The 16,718-nt window shown below is 72.0% G+C and carries 17 protein-coding genes; 10 read left to right on the top strand and 7 right to left on the bottom strand.

Annotated features, from left to right (window positions below; translation table 11 throughout):
• Nucleotides 1–224 precede the first annotated feature (224 nt).
• The gene (locus ACWDTS_RS21775; protein ID WP_450119015.1) at nt 225–842 is read left to right on the top strand and encodes a hypothetical protein; all 618 of its coding nucleotides are present in this window, start codon (nt 225–227) and stop codon (nt 840–842) included.
• 71 nt (nt 843–913) lie between these two features.
• Here the strand turns inward: ACWDTS_RS21775 and ACWDTS_RS21770 are convergent, their stop codons facing one another.
• Entirely contained in the window at nt 914–1,246 is a 333-nt protein-coding gene (locus ACWDTS_RS21770; RefSeq protein ID WP_197251850.1) for a hypothetical protein, read from the bottom strand.
• Between the two features lie 182 nt (nt 1,247–1,428).
• Between ACWDTS_RS21770 and ACWDTS_RS21765 the strand changes: the two genes are divergently transcribed.
• From ACWDTS_RS21765 to ACWDTS_RS21745, 5 genes are all read left to right on the top strand, one after another.
• Complete coding sequence (locus tag ACWDTS_RS21765) at nt 1,429–1,767, top strand: RNA polymerase-binding protein RbpA (RefSeq protein ID WP_197251851.1); 339 nt, start codon at nt 1,429–1,431, stop codon at nt 1,765–1,767.
• Nucleotides 1,768–2,018: 251 nt separating this feature from the next.
• Nucleotides 2,019–2,369, top strand: a complete 351-nt coding sequence (locus ACWDTS_RS21760; protein ID WP_197251852.1) for a chorismate mutase — start codon at nt 2,019–2,021, stop codon at nt 2,367–2,369.
• Nucleotides 2,370–2,376: 7 nt separating this feature from the next.
• Complete coding sequence (gene pabB / locus ACWDTS_RS21755; protein WP_450119014.1) at nt 2,377–4,470, top strand: aminodeoxychorismate synthase component I; 2,094 nt, start codon at nt 2,377–2,379, stop codon at nt 4,468–4,470.
• The gene (locus tag ACWDTS_RS21750; protein WP_450108546.1) at nt 4,467–5,375 is read left to right on the top strand and encodes a prephenate dehydrogenase dimerization domain-containing protein; all 909 of its coding nucleotides are present in this window, start codon (nt 4,467–4,469) and stop codon (nt 5,373–5,375) included. Before pabB ends, ACWDTS_RS21750 begins: the two co-directional genes overlap by 4 nt.
• Nucleotides 5,375–6,358: a diiron oxygenase gene (locus tag ACWDTS_RS21745; protein ID WP_197250258.1), complete on the top strand. Its 984-nt coding sequence runs from the start codon at nt 5,375–5,377 to the stop codon at nt 6,356–6,358. The genes ACWDTS_RS21750 and ACWDTS_RS21745 overlap by 1 nt, the downstream gene beginning before the upstream one ends.
• Before the next feature lie 73 nt (nt 6,359–6,431).
• On the opposite strand, the gene ACWDTS_RS21740 is transcribed toward ACWDTS_RS21745, so the two are convergent.
• The 4 genes from ACWDTS_RS21740 to ACWDTS_RS21725 are packed head-to-tail and all read right to left on the bottom strand — an operon-like array spanning nt 6,432 to nt 10,978.
• A complete protein-coding gene (locus ACWDTS_RS21740) occupies nt 6,432–7,214 on the bottom strand; it encodes a polyprenol monophosphomannose synthase (protein WP_197250259.1) in 783 nt (260 codons plus the stop codon).
• Nucleotides 7,214–8,845: an apolipoprotein N-acyltransferase gene (lnt, locus tag ACWDTS_RS21735; protein ID WP_248676731.1), complete on the bottom strand. Its 1,632-nt coding sequence runs from the start codon at nt 8,843–8,845 to the stop codon at nt 7,214–7,216. Before lnt ends, ACWDTS_RS21740 begins: the two co-directional genes overlap by 1 nt.
• The gene (locus tag ACWDTS_RS21730) at nt 8,842–10,449 is read right to left on the bottom strand and encodes an amidohydrolase (protein ID WP_450108543.1); all 1,608 of its coding nucleotides are present in this window, start codon (nt 10,447–10,449) and stop codon (nt 8,842–8,844) included. The genes lnt and ACWDTS_RS21730 overlap by 4 nt, the downstream gene beginning before the upstream one ends.
• Before the next feature lie 19 nt (nt 10,450–10,468).
• A complete protein-coding gene (locus ACWDTS_RS21725; RefSeq protein ID WP_197251234.1) occupies nt 10,469–10,978 on the bottom strand; it encodes an FxsA family protein in 510 nt (169 codons plus the stop codon).
• Between the two features lie 97 nt (nt 10,979–11,075).
• Here ACWDTS_RS21725 and ACWDTS_RS21720 point away from each other — a divergent pair, with 97 nt between their 5' ends.
• Genes ACWDTS_RS21720 through ACWDTS_RS21710 form a run of 3 tightly spaced genes read left to right on the top strand, consistent with a single transcriptional unit; the run spans nt 11,076 to nt 14,739 of the window.
• Nucleotides 11,076–11,843: a sulfite exporter TauE/SafE family protein gene (locus ACWDTS_RS21720; protein WP_248676585.1), complete on the top strand. Its 768-nt coding sequence runs from the start codon at nt 11,076–11,078 to the stop codon at nt 11,841–11,843.
• Nucleotides 11,840–13,375, top strand: a complete 1,536-nt coding sequence (locus ACWDTS_RS21715) for a TldD/PmbA family protein (RefSeq protein WP_450119013.1) — start codon at nt 11,840–11,842, stop codon at nt 13,373–13,375. Before ACWDTS_RS21720 ends, ACWDTS_RS21715 begins: the two co-directional genes overlap by 4 nt.
• Nucleotides 13,372–14,739, top strand: a complete 1,368-nt coding sequence (locus ACWDTS_RS21710) for a metallopeptidase TldD-related protein (RefSeq protein ID WP_197251235.1) — start codon at nt 13,372–13,374, stop codon at nt 14,737–14,739. The genes ACWDTS_RS21715 and ACWDTS_RS21710 overlap by 4 nt, the downstream gene beginning before the upstream one ends.
• Nucleotides 14,740–14,782: 43 nt before the next feature.
• Here ACWDTS_RS21710 and ACWDTS_RS21705 read toward each other — a convergent pair whose 3' ends face one another.
• Nucleotides 14,783–15,313, bottom strand: coding sequence for a glutathione peroxidase (locus tag ACWDTS_RS21705; RefSeq protein ID WP_197251236.1), 531 nt, complete (start codon nt 15,311–15,313; stop codon nt 14,783–14,785).
• Nucleotides 15,314–15,393: 80 nt separating this feature from the next.
• On the bottom strand, nt 15,394–15,798 hold the full coding sequence (locus ACWDTS_RS21700) for a PPOX class F420-dependent oxidoreductase (RefSeq protein ID WP_450119012.1): 405 nt from the start codon (nt 15,796–15,798) through the stop codon (nt 15,394–15,396).
• A 68-nt stretch (nt 15,799–15,866) separates the two neighbouring features.
• Between ACWDTS_RS21700 and ACWDTS_RS21695 the strand changes: the two genes are divergently transcribed.
• Nucleotides 15,867–16,673 (top strand): precorrin-3B synthase, encoded by an 807-nt coding sequence (locus ACWDTS_RS21695; protein WP_450108538.1) that lies wholly within the window; start codon nt 15,867–15,869, stop codon nt 16,671–16,673.
• Nucleotides 16,674–16,718 lie beyond the last annotated feature (45 nt).

Here is a 16,718-nt window from a genome sequence, read left to right as displayed (position 1 = left end):
AAACCGATATCCGAATCCGACATACCGAGTGCATTTACCGTCATGTCAGCGGTTTGATGTCACCATTCGATAGCGATTCGATCACTGCACGATCTCCGGATACGAATTGTCGGTTCTGTTACTGGATGTAACGCGAATTCACCGAGTGGCCGGTCCCCACCCCGTTATTCTCGGGCGCACCGGACAATCCCCACGCACGCCCGCGCGACCCGAAGGAGCACGAGATGCCGCGTCGCTGGACCGTTCGATCGCTCTGCACCCTGTTCGCCGCGACCGCGGCCGTCGCCCTGCCCGCGCACGCGAGCGCGCAGCCGGCGCCACCCGGACTCACCCCCGACGACCTGCGCGTCGCCGCCACCGCCGACTCCCCCGACGCCGCCGCGGCCGTCGACGCCCTGCTCGACGCCGCGAAGAACCCCGCCGGCCTGATCGAGGACCTCCTCTACCCGCCGCGCAACACACCCCAGCCGTTCATGGAACCGGCGCCGACCTTCGGCATCGGCTGCGGCGGCGGGTTCATCCCCTACGCCATGACCACCGGGTGGGCGCAACCCGGCCCGAACGTCAACCCGGACGTCGCGATCGGGCAGCTGAAGATCTTCGTCGCCCCCACCATCCCGGTGCAGCCCGCCCGCGCCGACCTGAAGTTCGTGTGGCTGAACATGGACAACTTCCGCGGCGGCATCGAAACGCTCGACGACACAGTCAACGGCGTACCCCAGCTGTCGAAAACCGTGAACACCGGAACCGGACCGGTCCTGTCCGCCTTGTTCGGGTCCGTGGAATACGTCAACGGCACCTTCTGCCAGGTCGTGTACACGATGGGCGGCTTCTTCGCCTGACGGCGAGGGGGCGGCTTCTCCGCCCGACGGCGACAGCGGGTGGCTTCCGCGTCCGAGAAGGACGGGGCGGGTCAGCGGATCCGCTCGGCGGCGCGGGCCACCCGCAGCAGCTCGGCACACAGTTCGGTCAGCTCTGTAGTGTCCGCGCCTTCGGCGACCGCGGTCGCGACGTCCTCGGCGGCGCACCGCACCTCGAACGCCCGGTCGGCGAGCGCGACCGCTTCCTCCGCCGAGAGCACCACCGCGCCGTCGGGCAGACCGGCCTCGCGGGTCAGGGACCGCTGCTCGTAGGCGCGTTGCCGGCACGAGCGGCGGCAGTACCGGCGCCGGCGGCCCACCCCGGCATCGGGGACCGGTCGCCCGCACCAGAGGCAAGTCTCCGGTTTGCGCTCACGTCCGGTCATGGGCCGACACCTTACCGGGGCCGGGCACGCGGCCGGTAAAATGATGCATCCCCGCTGCGCCGCGGGCTGCGGGAACGGATTCGCCCGCGTCGACGTTGTGCATACAGGACGCATCGACGCCCGGTCGTTGCTCGCCGTCCGACGGCGGCCCCCGGGCGGAGCACACAAGAGAGGACACCACCATGGCAGATCGTGTACTGCGAGGCAGCCGGCTCGGAGCGGTGAGCTACGAAACCGATCGGGACCACGATCTGGCGCCACGCCGCATCGCGCGATACCGCTGCGACAACGGCGAGGAATTCGACGTACCGTTCGCCGACGACGCCGAGATTCCCGGCACCTGGATCTGCAAGAACGGCCTCGAAGGCACGCTCGTCGAAGGCGCCGCACCGGAGCCGAAGAAGGTCAAGCCGCCGCGGACCCACTGGGACATGCTGCTCGAGCGCCGCTCGATCGAGGAACTCGACGAGCTGCTCAAGGAGCGCCTCGAACTGCTCAAGACCAAGCGTCGCGGAGCCTGATCCCGGACGACCGAAACTCCGCCGAATGCCGCCCCGTGGCACCGTCCACGCGGCGGCATTCGTCGTCTTTCCCGACGGTGTGTGAAGGCCGCGACGCGGGCACGCCACAAAACGGTCAATCGAAGGCATCATGATCGTTTCGCGTGTAATCATGAGCGCACTCCGATCGATATTCGAAAGCGACGACTCGTACGTGCGAATCGGAAATTCCGCAGGGAATTCCGTGTTTGCTGCACCAGGGAGTGACGGCCATGAACGACAACCACGCACCGGATCCGGAAGTGGAACTCGCCAGGCTGCGCGCCGAATTGGACCACGTGGACGGCAGATTGCTCGACGACGTCCGCGACCGGCTGAACATCATCGCGCGGATCGCCGATCTCAAACAGCGCCACGCCATCCCCGTGCTGCAACCGGCACGGATGCAGCAGGTCCACGAGCGCGCCGCGAACTACGCCCACCGCCACGGTCTGTCCATCGAATTTCTGCACGACCTCTACGCGTTGCTGATCGACGAGGCCTGCCGGGTCGAGGACCTGCTCGTCGACGGCGACCCCCCTGCCCGCCAGCGCCTCGCCGATGTCGGCGAGAACCGGAGCTGAGGCCGCCATGCCCATCGACGCACGGCCCACCCGCACCCTGCTCGTCGACAACTACGATTCGTTCACCTACAACCTCTACAGCCTGCTCGCCGAGGTCAACGGCGTGCCGCCGACCGTGGTCACCAACGACACCCCGTGGGACCACATCGATCCGGCCCGGTTCGACAACATCGTCGTCTCGCCCGGACCCGGCCGTCCCGACCGCCCCCGCGACTTCGGGATCAGCGCGCGGGCACTGCTCGACGGCGGACTGCCCGTGCTCGGTGTCTGCCTCGGTCACCAGGGCTTGTGCCACCTGTTCGGCGCGCCGGTCGTGCGGGCCCCCGAACCGGTGCACGGACGCCTGGCCCGGATCGTGCACACCGGCACCGGGCTGTTCGCCGGTCTGCCCCCACGCTTCGCCGCGGTGCGCTACCACTCGCTGATCGTCGAGCAGGTCCCCGACGCACTCGAAGCGGTCGCCTGGACCGAGGACGGTCTGCTCATGGGGGTGGCCCACCGCACCCGACCCTTGTGGGGGGTGCAGTTCCATCCCGAGTCGATCTGCACCGAACACGGCCGCGACCTGCTCGTGAACTTCCGCGACGCCACCCCCACCCGCGGCCCCGTCGTCGTCGCCGCCCCACCGCCCCCGCCCCCGCCGAAACCCCGCTATCTCATCGAAAGTCGCCGTCTCGACCGCAATCTCGACCCGCAGGCGGTGTTCGAGCGGCTCTTCGCGGACGGCCCGCACAGTTTCTGGCTCGACGGCAGCGCCGCGGCCGAACCCGGATCCCGGTTCACGGTGATGGGCGACGGCTCCGGGCCCCGCTCCGAGTTCGTCACCTACAGCGTCGCCGAAACCCTGGTGCGCGAACACGCCGTCGACGGCACCGTCACCGAACACCACAGCACGTTCTTCGACCACATCGACCGGCGCCTCGCCGAACGTCCGGTCGCGCGCCGCGACGACCTGCCGTTCGCCTTCGGCCTCGGCTACGTCGGCTATCTCGGCTACGAACTGAAGGCCGACGCCGGCGCCCAGCTCGTGCACACCTCGCCCACCGCGGACGCGGCGATGGTGTTCGCCGACCGGGCCGTCGTCCTCGACCACGAAGCCGGCCACTGCTACCTGCTCGCGCTGAGCGCGCAGCCCGGCGAGCGCGCGACCACCGACTGGTTCGACCGCGCCGCCGCCGCCCTGGCCGAACTCGACGACGTGACCGTGCCCGCACCCGACGCGGCGCCGCTGCTGCGCCTGGACCGCGACCACCCGATGCGGCTGCGGCACGACGGGCAGCGCTATCTCGATCTGATCGGCCAGTGCGTCGCCGAGATCCGCAGCGGCGAAACCTACGAGGTGTGCCTGACCAACATGGCCACCGTCGAACGCAGCATCGATCCGCTGCGCACCTACGAATGCCTGCGCGAGATCAGCCCCACCCCCTACAGCGCGTTGCTGCAGTTCCCCGGCATCTCGGTGCTCAGCGCGTCCCCGGAACGGTTCCTGCGGATCGACGCGGACGGTGTCGTCGAATCCAAACCGATCAAGGGCACCCGGCCCCGCGGCGCCACCGAGGCCGAGGACGAGATGCTGTGGCAGGACCTGCACTCGAGCGAGAAGGACCGCTCCGAGAACCTGATGATCGTCGACCTGGTGCGCAACGACCTGTCCCGGGTGTGCGTCCCGGGTTCGGTGCACGTGCCCAAGCTGTTCGACGTCGAAACCTACGCGGCGGTGCACCAGCTGGTGTCCACCGTGCGCGGCACCCTGCGACCGGACGTGTCCGCCGTGGACTGCGTGCGCGCGGCGTTCCCCGGCGGGTCGATGACCGGCGCCCCGAAACTGCGCACCATGGAGATCATCGACAAACTCGAGGACGGCCCCCGCGGCGTGTACTCCGGCGCCCTGGGCTATCTGTCCCCGACCGGCGCCGCCGACCTGTCGATCGTCATCCGCACCATGGTCGCCACCGACCACGAGGTGAGCTTCGGCATCGGCGGCGCCATCGTCGCTCTGTCCGACGCGGCCGACGAACTCGACGAAACCCTCGTCAAGGCGGTCGCGATGCGCCGCACCCTGTCCGAAACCCCGCCCCTCCCGGAAGATCCCGGGCGATGACCGGCGGCCCGGTGATCGTGGCCGGCGGCGCGGGCGCGGTCGGGGCACTGCTGGTGACGGCGCTGCGCGCGGACGGCGCCGAGGTGCTCATCCTCGATCCGACCCCGCCCCCGGACGACGACACCGCGCTGGCCACGGACATCACCGCCCCCATCGCCCGCGCCGCCACCGCGCTGCGCGCGGCCTCCACCGTGGTGCTGGCCGTCCCCGAACCGGTGGCGCTCGCGGCGATCCCGGTCCTGGGCGGGTTGCTCGCCCCGGGCACGTTGCTCGTCGAAACCCTGTCGGTGAAATCCACGGTGCCCGCCGTGCTGCACACCCACGCCCCGCAGGTGCAGGCGGTCGGCATCAACCCGATGTTCGCGCCGTCGCTCGAACCGGCGGGCCGGCCGGTCGTGGCCGTCGCGCACCAGCGCGGACCGGCGGTGACCGGGTTCCTCGCCGATCTCACCCGCTGGGGCGCGCACGTGGTGGAACTGTCCGCCGACGAACACGACCGGGTCACCGCCGCCACCCAGGCCCTCACCCACGCCGCGATCCTCGCGTTCGGCCTGGCCCTGGATCGGCTGCGGGTCCCCGACATCGCCGCCGCGACCGCGCCGCCGCCGCACGTGCTGATGCGCTCGTTGCTCGCCCGCGTGTCCACCGGCGTGCCGGAGGTGTACCGGGACGTGCAGACCGGCAACCCCTACGCCGACGCGGCCCGGCGGGCGCTGCGGGCCGGGCTCGACGAACTCGACGCGGCCGTCGACACCGACCCGGCCGGGTTCGCGGACCTCATGGAACACGCGCGGCGGCCCCTCGGCGACCGACTCGAGCGGTACCGTGAAACCTGCGCGCAGATCTTCGCCGACCTACCACAGACGACGGACCGTCCGCCGCCCGGGGAGACAGGGGTGCCGTGATGGCTGAACCCGACATCACCTCGCTACGCGCTCAACTGCGCCCACCGTCGTTGCCCCGGCACGACCCCACCGAGCCCGTCGAGAGCAGCGTGATCCGGGCCCTGACCCGGTCCTGGGGCATCCGGGCCACCGTCAAGAAACGCGAACCCGACCTCGACGACCTGTTCGATCCGGACCGCCTCGATTTCCCCGAGGTGCTGATCCCGTTCCACACCCATCGGCGGTACCGCGAGCTCGACGAGCGGCGTCGTGCCCGGCTGCGCGCCTGGGCCTGGATCGCCTACAACAAGAACGTCGTCGACATCGAGCAGTACGTCGTGAATCCCGGATTCGCCTCCGTCACCGGCGACGCCCTGGGCATCGGACCGCACGACACCCTCGTGCTCGGGGTGATGCAGGCGATGGTCGACGAGCAGTACCACACGCTGATGCACCACAACGCGAGCGCGCTGACCCGGCGGCGGCGGGGATGGATGCTGCCGGAGTCGGTGCTGCCCCCGTCCCGGACCGTGCGCGCGCACCGGGACGCGGTCGCCCGCGCCGGTTCCCCCCGCGCCGAGGCGCTGGTGCGTCTCGCGTTCACCACCGTCGCGGAAACCTCGATCAGCGCCTACCTCGGGCTGCTCACCGAGGACGACGCGCTGCAACCGGTCAACCGGGCCACGGTGGCCCTGCACCGACGGGACGAACTGTGTCACTCGTCGCTGGCTGCGGAACTGCTCAAGATCGTCTTCGCCGAACTGGGGCGGACCGATCGGCGCGTGCTGCTCGACGCGCTGGCCGACGGCATCGTCGCGTTCACCGGCGGTGACGCCGCGACCTGGGCGGCGATCGTCGAGCACGAACGCATCCCCGGCGGCAAGGAACTGATCGCCGAAGCCGTCGCCGCCGCCGAGTCGGGGCGGGTGGTCCAGGACTGCAGCGCGATCCGGTCGCTGTGCACGGAACTCGGTGTCGCGGAGGAGCTGCACATCGACTGGTGATCTTCCGGACGGGTGTCCGCCGGCGCCGGCCGGGCGTACGGACAGTCGCTCGACCGGCGCCGGCGGGTGACCGTCAGGCGCGGCCGACGAGGCCGCGCAGCTTGCCCCACCGGTTGCGCAGACCCCACACGGTGACCTTGAGCAGCGCCTCCTGCACGATGTTGCCGCTCATCTTCGAGTCGCCGATGACGCGTTCGGTGAAGGTGATCGGCACCTCGGCGACGGTGAACCCGGCCTGCAGGGTGCGCCAGGCGAGGTCGACCTGGAAGCAGTAGCCGTGCGATTCGATCGCGTCCAGATCGAGGGTCTCGAGCACCTCGCGCCGGTAGGCGCGGTAGCCGCCGGTGATGTCGGCGATCTTCACTCCGAGGGCGAGCCGCGAGTAGAGGTTGCCGCCGCGGGAGAGCACCTCGCGGTGCCACGGCCAGTTCACGACGGTGCCGCCGGGCACGTACCGGGAGCCGAGGACCAGATCGGCGCCGGCGTCGACCTTTTCGAGCAGCAGGTGCAGCTGTTCCGGGGCGTGGCTGCCGTCGGCGTCCATCTCCACCAGCACCGTGTAGTCCCGTTCGAGACCCCACCGGAAGCCGGCGATGTAGGCGGCGCCGAGACCGTTCTTCTCGGTGCGGTGCAGCACGTGGATGCGGCCCTCGCTCGCGGCGGCCAGCTCGTCGGCGACCGCGCCGGTGCCGTCCGGGCTGCCGTCGTCGGCGATGAGCACGTGCACGTCCGGCAGCGCCGCATGCAGCCGGCCGACGATCAGGCGGATGTTCTCCCGCTCGTTGTACGTCGGAATGATGACCAGGGTCCGTGCGCTCGGCGCGCTGTGATCCCCGGCCGGCGTCGCCGCTGCCATCAATGGTCCTCCCTGTCGAAACCGGCCTGGGCCGGTGATCCTGCGGTGCCGGCGTCGGCCGGCTCGGTGCCGTGTCCGGGCTGTGGACGCGACCCCGCGGTGTTGTGTCGCCGGGCCCGCACGAGGGCGGCACCGGCGGCGGCGACGGCGCCGACGCACAGAACGAGTTCCGGGATCGGGCCGAGCCGACTAGCCAGCGTAGTCGTCGTGCGCAGCGGCACTTGCGCCACCAACACCGCGGGCTCGAACAACGGGGTCTGTTCCAGGACCGATCCGTCGGCGGCAACGATCGCGCTGACCCCGCTGGTGGCGGCCACCACGACGGTGCGGCCGTGTTCGACGGCCCGCAGCCGGGACATCGCCAGCTGCTGATAGGTCATCTCGGTGTCGCCGAAGGTGGCGTTGTTGGTGGGTACCGCCAGCAGTTGCGCGCCGGCGTCGACGGCCTCCCGCAGCGCCCGGTCGAACGCCACCTCGTAGCAGGTCGCGACCCCGATGGGGATGCCGGCCGCGTGCACGACCCCGTCGCCGTGGCCGGGCACGAAATGCCCGGCGCGGTCCGCGTATTCGGAGAACAACCGGAAGAAGGACCGGTACGGCAGGTACTCGCCGAACGGCTGGATGATCTTCTTGTCGTGCCGCTCCCCCGGCCCGGTCGCCGCGTCCCACACGATCACCGAGTTGGTGGTGGTGCCGTCGCCGTTGACGAGGACCGCACCGACGGAGATGGGCGCACCGATCGCGGCGGCCGCGGCGGTGATGTCGGCGGCGGCGTCCGGGTTGCGCAGCGGATCGATGTCCGAGGCGTTCTCCGGCCAGATCACCACGTCCGGGCGCGGTGTGGTCCCGGCGCGCACCTCGGCGGCCAGTTCCAGGGTGCGGGCGACGTGGTTGTCGAGGACCGCCTTGCGTTGCGCGTTGAAGTCCAGGCCCAGCCGCGGCACGCTGCCCTGGATCGCGGCGACCGTGATCGTGCGGTCCCCGGCGTCGGGGGCGGGCAGCAACGGCCACACCGCCGCCGCGCACAGCGGGGCCGCCACGGTCACCGCGGCGGCCCGCAGCAGCGGTCCGCGCCGCGGCGCGCGGGACCGGACGACGAGGGCGGCCACCCCGGCACCGGTGAGGGCGACCGCGAAGGACACCAGCGGGGCGCCGCCGGCCGCGGCCAGGGCGACCAGCAGCCCGTCGGGTTGCCCGAACGCCAGCCGCCCCCACGGGAATCCGCCGAACGGCACGCTCGCGCGCAGGAACTCGGTCAGCGACCAGCACGCCGCGATCCACAGCGGCGCCGCGGGCAGCGACCGCACGTGCACGACCAGCGCGCCGAACAACCCCACGAACAGGGCCTCGACCGCGGCCAGCGCCAGCCACGGCAACGGCCCGACGTACACCCCGATCCACGGCAGTAGCGGTACCAGAAAGCCCAGGCCGGCGAGGTATCCATAGCAGAACCCGGCACGTCGATGCAGCGGTTGTGCAATCAATACAGTGATCAGCAAACCGATGCCGAGCGGGGCGAGGAACCACAACGGGCGCGGCGGGAAACTCGCGAACAGCAACAACCCGGCGAGCACCGACAGCACGGCCCGCACCGCCACCGCCCGCACCGCCCGCGCGGCCGGCCCGGTCACCGCTCGTACACGATCCGGCCGCGGTGCACGCTGCGCACCAGCACCGGATCGTCCGTGCCCGGTGCGAGATCCGGCAGCGGCGCCACCCGCGACCGCGGATCCGTCGACCACCGCTGCACGCTGTCCTTCGGGGCGCTGATCACCAACTCCCCCGCCTCCCACACCGCATACGAGGCCGGCGCCCCCGGATCGAGGGTGCCGGCCAGCCCGTCGCGGACCCCACCGGCCCGCCACGCGCCGCGGGTCGCGGCGGCGAACGCGGCGCGCGGTGAGATGCCGCTGCCCGGTGTGTGATGGTGCACGGCGGCGCGCAGCATCGGCCACGGCCGCGCCGCGGTCACCGGCGCGTCGGAGCCGAACGCGAGCGACATCCCGGTCGAGGCGATCCCGGCGAAGTTGTTCAGTCCGGCCGCCCGGTCGGCGCCGAGCCGTGTGGCGTACATCCCGCCCGGGCCACCCCACAGCGCGTCGAACATCGGCTGCATGCTCGCGATCACCCCCCACCGGCCCAACCGGGTGGCCTGCTCGACGGTGAGGGCTTCGGCGTGTTCGAGCCGGTGCCCGCGGGCAGCGACGGCGGGCCCGCCCAGCTCGTCGGCGACGGCGGCGAACGCGGCGGCCGCGGCGGCGACCGCCGCGTCCCCGATGACATGGAACCCGGCCTGGATACCGGCGGTGGTGCACGCCCGCACGTGCGCGGTGATCTCCTCGCCGGTCAGGTAGGCGGTGCCGCAGCAGTCGGGGCGATCGGCATAGGGGCCGGTCGTCCACGCGGTGTGGGAGCCGAACGCGCCGTCGACGAACAGGTCACCGCCGAGGGCGTGCGCGCCGGTGGCGGCGAGCAGCTCGGCGGCCTGCTCGGCGGTGCCGACCGCTTCCCCCCAGTAGCCGCGCACCTGCACCGGGTGGTCGGTGCCGAGCAGTTCGGTGAAGTCGTCGCGGCCGGAGATGTCGGGGCCGCCGCATTCGTGGACGGCGACGATGCCCGCCGCGGCGTAGTCGTCGAGGGCGGCGGCCCGCGCCCGGGCCCGCTGCGCCGCGGTGAGCCGGGCGCGCGCGGCGGCGCGCACCGCGTGATGCGCGGCGGCGGTGAGCGGCTGCTCGGGGTGGCAGCCGGCAAGTGCGGCCGGGTCGGCGGCAGCGCGCAGCGCGGTGGACGCGGCCGCCGAATGCGCGTCGATGCGGGTCAGGTACACGGCGCGGCCGGGGGCGGCGGCGTCGAGGTCGGCGGTGGTCGGGGCGGTCGCGTCCGGCCAGCGGCTCTCGTCCCAGCCGTGCCCCCACAGCACCGGGTCGTCGCAGCCGGCGGCGTGCTCACGCAGCCGCCGCAGCGCGTCCTCCCGGCTGGTGGCGCCGGTCAGGTCCAGCCCGGTCAGGGCCAGGCCGTGGGCGGTGACGTGCACGTGGGTGTCGACGAACGCGGGGGCGACGAAAGCGCCGTCCAGGTCGACGATCTCGGCGTCCGGGTGCAGCGCGCGGCCGGGCCGGTCGGCCCCCACCCACACGACCTGCCCGTCGGTGACGGCCATCGCGGTGGCATCGGGGGCGCCGGCGCTGTAGATACGGCCGCCGACGAGAAGCTGGGTGTGCGGTGCTGGACTCACGAGCGTCCAGTGTGCCCCGTCAGGGCCGCTGCGGGCGCTGCGGGGTCTCGACGATCTCGCCGTCGAGGATCGGCGCGGACGTCAGCCGCGGCGTGGTGTCGACGACGGTGTGCTCGACGACCTGCCCATCGACGACGGTGATGCGCTCACCGTGCCAGCTCCCGCGGGCCGCGAGGTTCGCCATCTTGCGGGCGGCGAGAACCTTGACGGCCGGGCGGAGCAACGCCCGGGTCGGCGGCAGCAGCAGCAGGATGCCCAGCACGCTGGTCAGCAGACCGGGCACCAGCACCAGGCCGGCTCCGACCCCGACGAGCGCCCCGTCGGTCAGCGCCCGATCCGGCGAGCCGCCGGCCCGCACCTTCCCGAGGTTCTGCAGCGCCCGGCGGCCCTGCGCCCCGAGGATCAGATAGCCGAGGACGCTGACACCGAGGAACAGCAGCACGGTGTACCCGGCCCCGATGGCGGAACCGAGCACCGCCAGCACCGCGATCTCGGCGACGACGTAGACGAGGAACAACAGGGGCAACATCAGGGCTCCTTCCGGGCGGCCACACCGGTGCAACGAACGGGCCGGTGAATTTGCTCCCGATCGGCCGGCACCGCGGCTCCATGATCGAATCACGGGCATGGATGCCGGTGACTGGGCGCTACTGCTGACCGCGGCGACCGCCGCCGGATGGGTCGACGCGGTGGTCGGGGGCGGCGGGCTGATCCTGCTGCCCGCGCTGCTGCTGGTGGCGCCGCACCTGACCCCGCAGGCCGCGCTGGCGACCAACAAGCTCACCGCGATCTGCGGCACCAGCGCCGCGGTGGTGACGTTCGCGCGGCGCATCCGGCTGCCGTGGAAGGTGCTGGCCCCGGGTGCGGCGGTCGCGGTGGTGTCCGCGGCGTGCGGGGCGGCCGCGGTGGCGCTGATCGACAAGGCGCTGTTCATCCCGATCGTGATGGTCGCCCTCGTCGCCGTCGCGATGATGGTGACGCTGCGGCCGCAGGTCGGCACCACCCTGGCCCGGGAACGGCCGAGCCTGCGGCGCACGCTGATCGTCGTGCTCGGTTCGGCCGCGGTGATCGGGTTCTACGACGGCATCCTCGGTCCCGGCACCGGCACCTTCCTGATCATCTCGTTCGCCACCCTGCTGGGTACCGAGTTCGTGCGGTCGGCGGCGATGGCCAAGGTGATCAATCTCGGCTCGAACCTCGGCGCGCTGGTGTTCTTCGCCGCGACCGGGCACGTGTGGTGGGCGCTGGGGCTGACGATGGCGGTGTGCAACGTCGCCGGGGCGGTGCTGGGGTCGCGGACCGCGCTGGCGCGCGGCGCCGGGTTCGTGCGGGCGGTGCTGCTGATCGTCGTGCTGGTGATGGTGGTGCGGCTCGGTTGGCAGCAATTCGGATGATCGAGTTCTACGGTGAGCGGGTGAACACCGTCGACTCCGATTTCCTCGATCTGCCGTTACGTGCGCTCGCCGAGGCGGCGCTGTCGGTGGCCCGCAGCGGCGGGGCCACCCACGCGGACCTGCGGGTGCACCGGGTGCGCAGCCAGTCGCTGGCGCTGCGGGACGGCGGGGTGCAGGCCGCGGTGGACGGCGTCGATGCCGGGCTCGCGGTGCGGGTGCTGGTCGACGGCACCTGGGGCTTCGCCTCGCACGCCGAACTGACCGCGGACACGGCCGCGGCGACGGCCCGGCAGGCGCTGGAGGTGGCGCGGACGTTGCGGCCGCTGAACCGGGATCCGGTGTTGTGGGCCGACGAACCGGTCTATCCGGACGCGGTGTGGGTCTCGCGGTACGACCTCGATCCGTTCGCGGTGCCGACCGCCGACAAGGTCGCGATCCTCACCGACCTGTCGCAGCGGCTGCTCGCCGCCGACGGCGTCGACCATGTGACGGCGCACTGTGTGCAGGTCAAGGAGCAGACCTTCTACGCGGACCTGGCCGGATCGACGATCACCCAGCAGCGGGTGCGGATCCAGCCGCAGTTCGAGGCGACCACCGTCGATCAGGCGGCGGGGGTGTTCGAGACCATGCGCACCCTCGCTCCCCCGACCGGGCGGGGCTGGGAGTATCTCGCGACCGACGATCACTGGGATTGGACCGGGGAGCTGGCGGCGCTGCCGCAGTGGCTGGCGGAGAAGGCCGCGGCGCCGTCGGTGGTCGCCGGGCCGACGGATCTGGTGATCGATCCGACGAACCTGTGGCTGACCATCCACGAGTCGGTCGGGCACGCCACCGAATACGACCGGGCCGTCGGCTACGAGGCGGCGTATGCGGGCACGTCGTTCGCGACCCCGGATCTGCTCGGGTCGCTGCGTTACGGCAGCGACGTGATGCACGTGACCGCGGACCGCACCGACCCGCACGGCCTCGCGACCGTCGGCTTCGACGACGACGGGGTCGCCGCGCAGTCCTGGGACCTGGTCCGCGACGGGGTGCTCGTCGGGTTCCAGGTGGATCGGGCGTTCGCGCCGCGGCTCGGGTTGCCGCGCTCGAACGGCTGCGCCTACGCCGACTCGGCGCACCACGTGCCGATCCAGCGGATGCCGAACGTGTCGCTGCAACCGGATCTGCACGTGGATCGCTCCACCGCGGACCTGATCGCCGGCGTCGAGGACGGGCTGTACATCGTCGGCGACAAGTCCTGGTCGATCGACATGCAGCGCTACAACTTCCAGTTCACCGGCCAGCGCTTCTACCGCATCCGCGGCGGGGAACTGGCCGGTCAGGTGCGCGACGTCGCCTACCAGGGCACCACCACCGACTTCTGGGGTGCGCTCGAGGCGGTCGGGGGGCCGTCCACCTGGCGGCTCGGCGGCGCCCTGAACTGCGGCAAGGCGCAACCCGGGCAGGTCGCGGCGGTGAGCCACGGCTGCCCGTCGGTGCTGTTGCGCGGCATCAACGTGCTCAACACCCGGACGGAGGGCGGACGATGATCGAGCCGCAGGAGCTGGTGGAGCGGGCGCTGCGCGCGTCCACCGCGGACGAGACGATCGTGCTGGTGACCGAGGTGTCGGAGGCGGCGCTGCGGTGGGCGGGCAACTCGATGACCACCAACGGGGTGTCGCGGTCGCGGTCCTGGACGGTGCTGGCGATCCGGCGCGAACCGGTGACCCGCGTCGGGATCGTCACCTCGAGCAGCGTCGATCCCGGGGACGTCGCCGCGGTGGTCGCCGCGGCGCAGGCCGCCGCCGAGGACGCGGCCCCGGCGACCGACGCGATGCCGCTGCTCGACGGCACCGGCAGCCCCGGGGACTGGGGGGACGCGTTCACCGGCACCGGCATCGCGGTGTTCGACGAGGTCATCGACGCGCTGACCGAGGGATTCGGCGGCTCCGATCTGCTCTACGGGTTCGCGCACCACCAGGTGTGCACCACCTGGCTCGGCACCTCCACCGGGCTGCGGCGCCGGTACACCCAGCCGGAGGGCTCGATCGAGGTGCACGGCAAGCGGGGCGGACCGACCGGTCCCGGCGCCTGGGCGGGCGCCGGGACCCGTGACTTCCGGGACGTCGACAGCACCGCCCTGCTCGTGGAGCTGGACCGGCGCCTGGACTGGGCCCGCAAGTCCGTGGAACTGCCGGCGGGACGCTACGAGACGCTGCTGCCGCCGTCCGCGGTGGCCGACCTGATGATCTACCTGATGTGGTCGATGGAGGGCCGCGGCGCCGAGGAGGGGCACACCGCGCTGTCCCGGCCGGGCGGCACCCGGATCGGCGAGATCCTGACCCCGCTGCCGCTGACGTTGTACTCGGATCCGGCCGCGCCGGGTCTCGAATGCGCGCCGTTCGTCACGGCGACCGCCTCCACCGACGCGGTGTCGGTGTTCGACAACGGACTCGACACCGGCCGGGTCGACTGGATCCGGGACGGGACCGTGCACGCGCTGACCTATCCGCGGGCCGCGGCCGCCGAGTTCGGGGCGACCGTCACCGCGCCCGGCGACAACCTGCTGCTCACCGGCGGATCGGCGGCGAGCATCGACGACCTGGTGGCCTGCACCGAGCGGGGTCTGCTGCTGACCACCCTCTGGTACATGCGGGAGGTCGACCCGGCGACGCTGCTGCTGACCGGGCTGACCCGCGACGGGGTGTACCTGGTGGAGGACGGCGAGGTGGTCGCGGCGGTGAACAACTTCCGGTTCAACGAATCCCCGCTGGACCTGCTGCGGCGCGCCACCGAGGTCGGCGCCACCGAACGCACCCTGCCGCGGGAGTGGAAGGACTGGTTCACGCGCACCGCGATGCCGCCGATGCGGATCCCCGACTTCCACATGTCGTCGGTCAGCGCGGCCCGCTGACCGGCAGGGCCCGGGAACCGCGCGGGTTCCCGGGCCCCGGGTCTCAGGCCAGTTCGGCGATCTGCCGGCCGATCTCCTCCGGGGTGACCGTCGGCTCGAAGCGGCGCACCACCGCGCCGGCCGGATCGACGAGGAACTTGGTGAAGTTCCACTTCACCGCGTCGGTGCCGATCGTCTCCGGCATCGTCTTGCTGACGTGCTCGTACAGGAACCCGTGGTCCGGACCGAAGTCGCCGGGGGCCTCGGCGCGCAGGTGCCGGTACAGCGGATGCGCGTCGTCACCGTTGACGTCGATCTTCCCGTACACCGGGAACGTCACGTCGTAGCTGAGGCGGCAGAACTCCTGGATCTCGGCGTCGGTGCCGGGTTCCTGACCGGCGAACTGGTTGCACGGGAACCCGATGATCTGCAGCTTGTCCCCGGCCTGCCGGTGCAGCGCCTCGAGTCCCTCGTACTGCGGCGTCAGCCCGCACTTGCTGGCGACGTTGACGATCAGCAGGTACTTGCCGGCGTAGCCGCTCAGGTCCTCGGTGGTGCCGTCGGCGGTGGCGACGGTGAAGCTGTGCACGCTCATGAAAGTCGTTTCCTCGTGGTCGGGTGGATGGAACGGGGTTTGCGCGGCGATCGACTCGAGATCGCCGGCCTCCGGCGAGATTACGGTTCGTCGACGCTGCAGGCGAGACCGATCGTGCCGGACCGGCCGCGGCGCAGCAGGCTGGCCTTGACCAAGAGCCGGCCGAGGATCCCGTACTTGCGGGTGATCGCGGCGCGGGCACGGTCGGTGCCGGCGTCGTCGAGCACGACGGCGGTGCCCGCGACCGCGGCGCTGTGCGGCTTGCCCCGCGCGTCGCACACCGCCAGGGTGATGCGCGGGTCCCGGCGCAACCGGCGGACCTTGTACGAGTCGGTCTCGGTCCACACCAGCAACCGGTCCCCGTCGGCCGCGGCCCACACGGGTGTGGGCACCGCGGTGCCGTTCTTGCGGAAGGTGCTGAGCAGCACGAACTTGGCGGCGGCGAGGTCGGCGAACGACGGCCGCGTGAGATCCCCATCGGACATGACCACACCCTACGCAGGCGCGCGGGCCCCCGCGGCATCCGACGGGCGACCGTTCTAGCCTGGACCTCATGTCCGAGTCCCGATCCGCCGTCGACGTGCACCTGCCGGGCGGTGCCCTGACTGCCGCGCAACTGCAGGCCCTCGCCGAACTCGCCCACGCCCACGGCGACGCGGAACTGCTGCTCACCGATCACGCCGGGCTGCGGATGCACGGCGACCGCGACACCCTGACCGGGTCCCTCCACGCGGCCGGGCTCACCGTGCACGGCGCCTACCGCCGCAGTGTCGTCGCCTCCCCGCTGTCCGGGCGGATCGGCGGGCTCGCCGACGTGCGCGCGATCGCCGCCGAACTGCACCGGCGGCTGCACGGCACCGCCGCGACCGCCGACCCCGTGCACGGGGTCACCGCGAGCACAGACACCGTCCTCGGCGTCGACGACGGCAGCGGCGACATCGTGGCCCTGTCCCCCGACGTGGCGGTGTGCGCGCTGCCCGACGGGTCGTGGATGCTGACCCGCGGCGGCCGCGACACCGGGGTGCGGGTCGAGACCGGCGACGTCGTCGACGTGCTGCTCGAACCCGCCGACGCTACGGCACCGGACACCGACACGGCGCCGCTGCCGACCCCACCCCCGCACCCCATCGGCTGGCTCGACCGCGCCGACGGCACCGTCGTGCTCGCCGCCGCCCTCGCCGGCGGGGTGCTCCCGGCCCGCACCGCCGAATTCCTCGCCGCCGTCGAACGCCCGGTGGTGATCACCCCGTGGCGTTCGCTGCTGCTGTGTGACCTCGACGAATGGGCCGCCGAACAGGTCGTGCGGGTCCTCGCCCCGATGGGGTTGATCTTCGACGCGGACTCCCCGCACGTGGAGTGAACCGGCCGAACCGGTCCGGACGGCGCCGGATCCGCCTACCGTAGA

Source organism: Rhodococcus sp. NPDC003383 (assembly GCF_053589115.1).
Note: the sequence above shows the minus strand (reverse complement) of the source record. Positions and strands in the feature narration are given on the sequence as shown.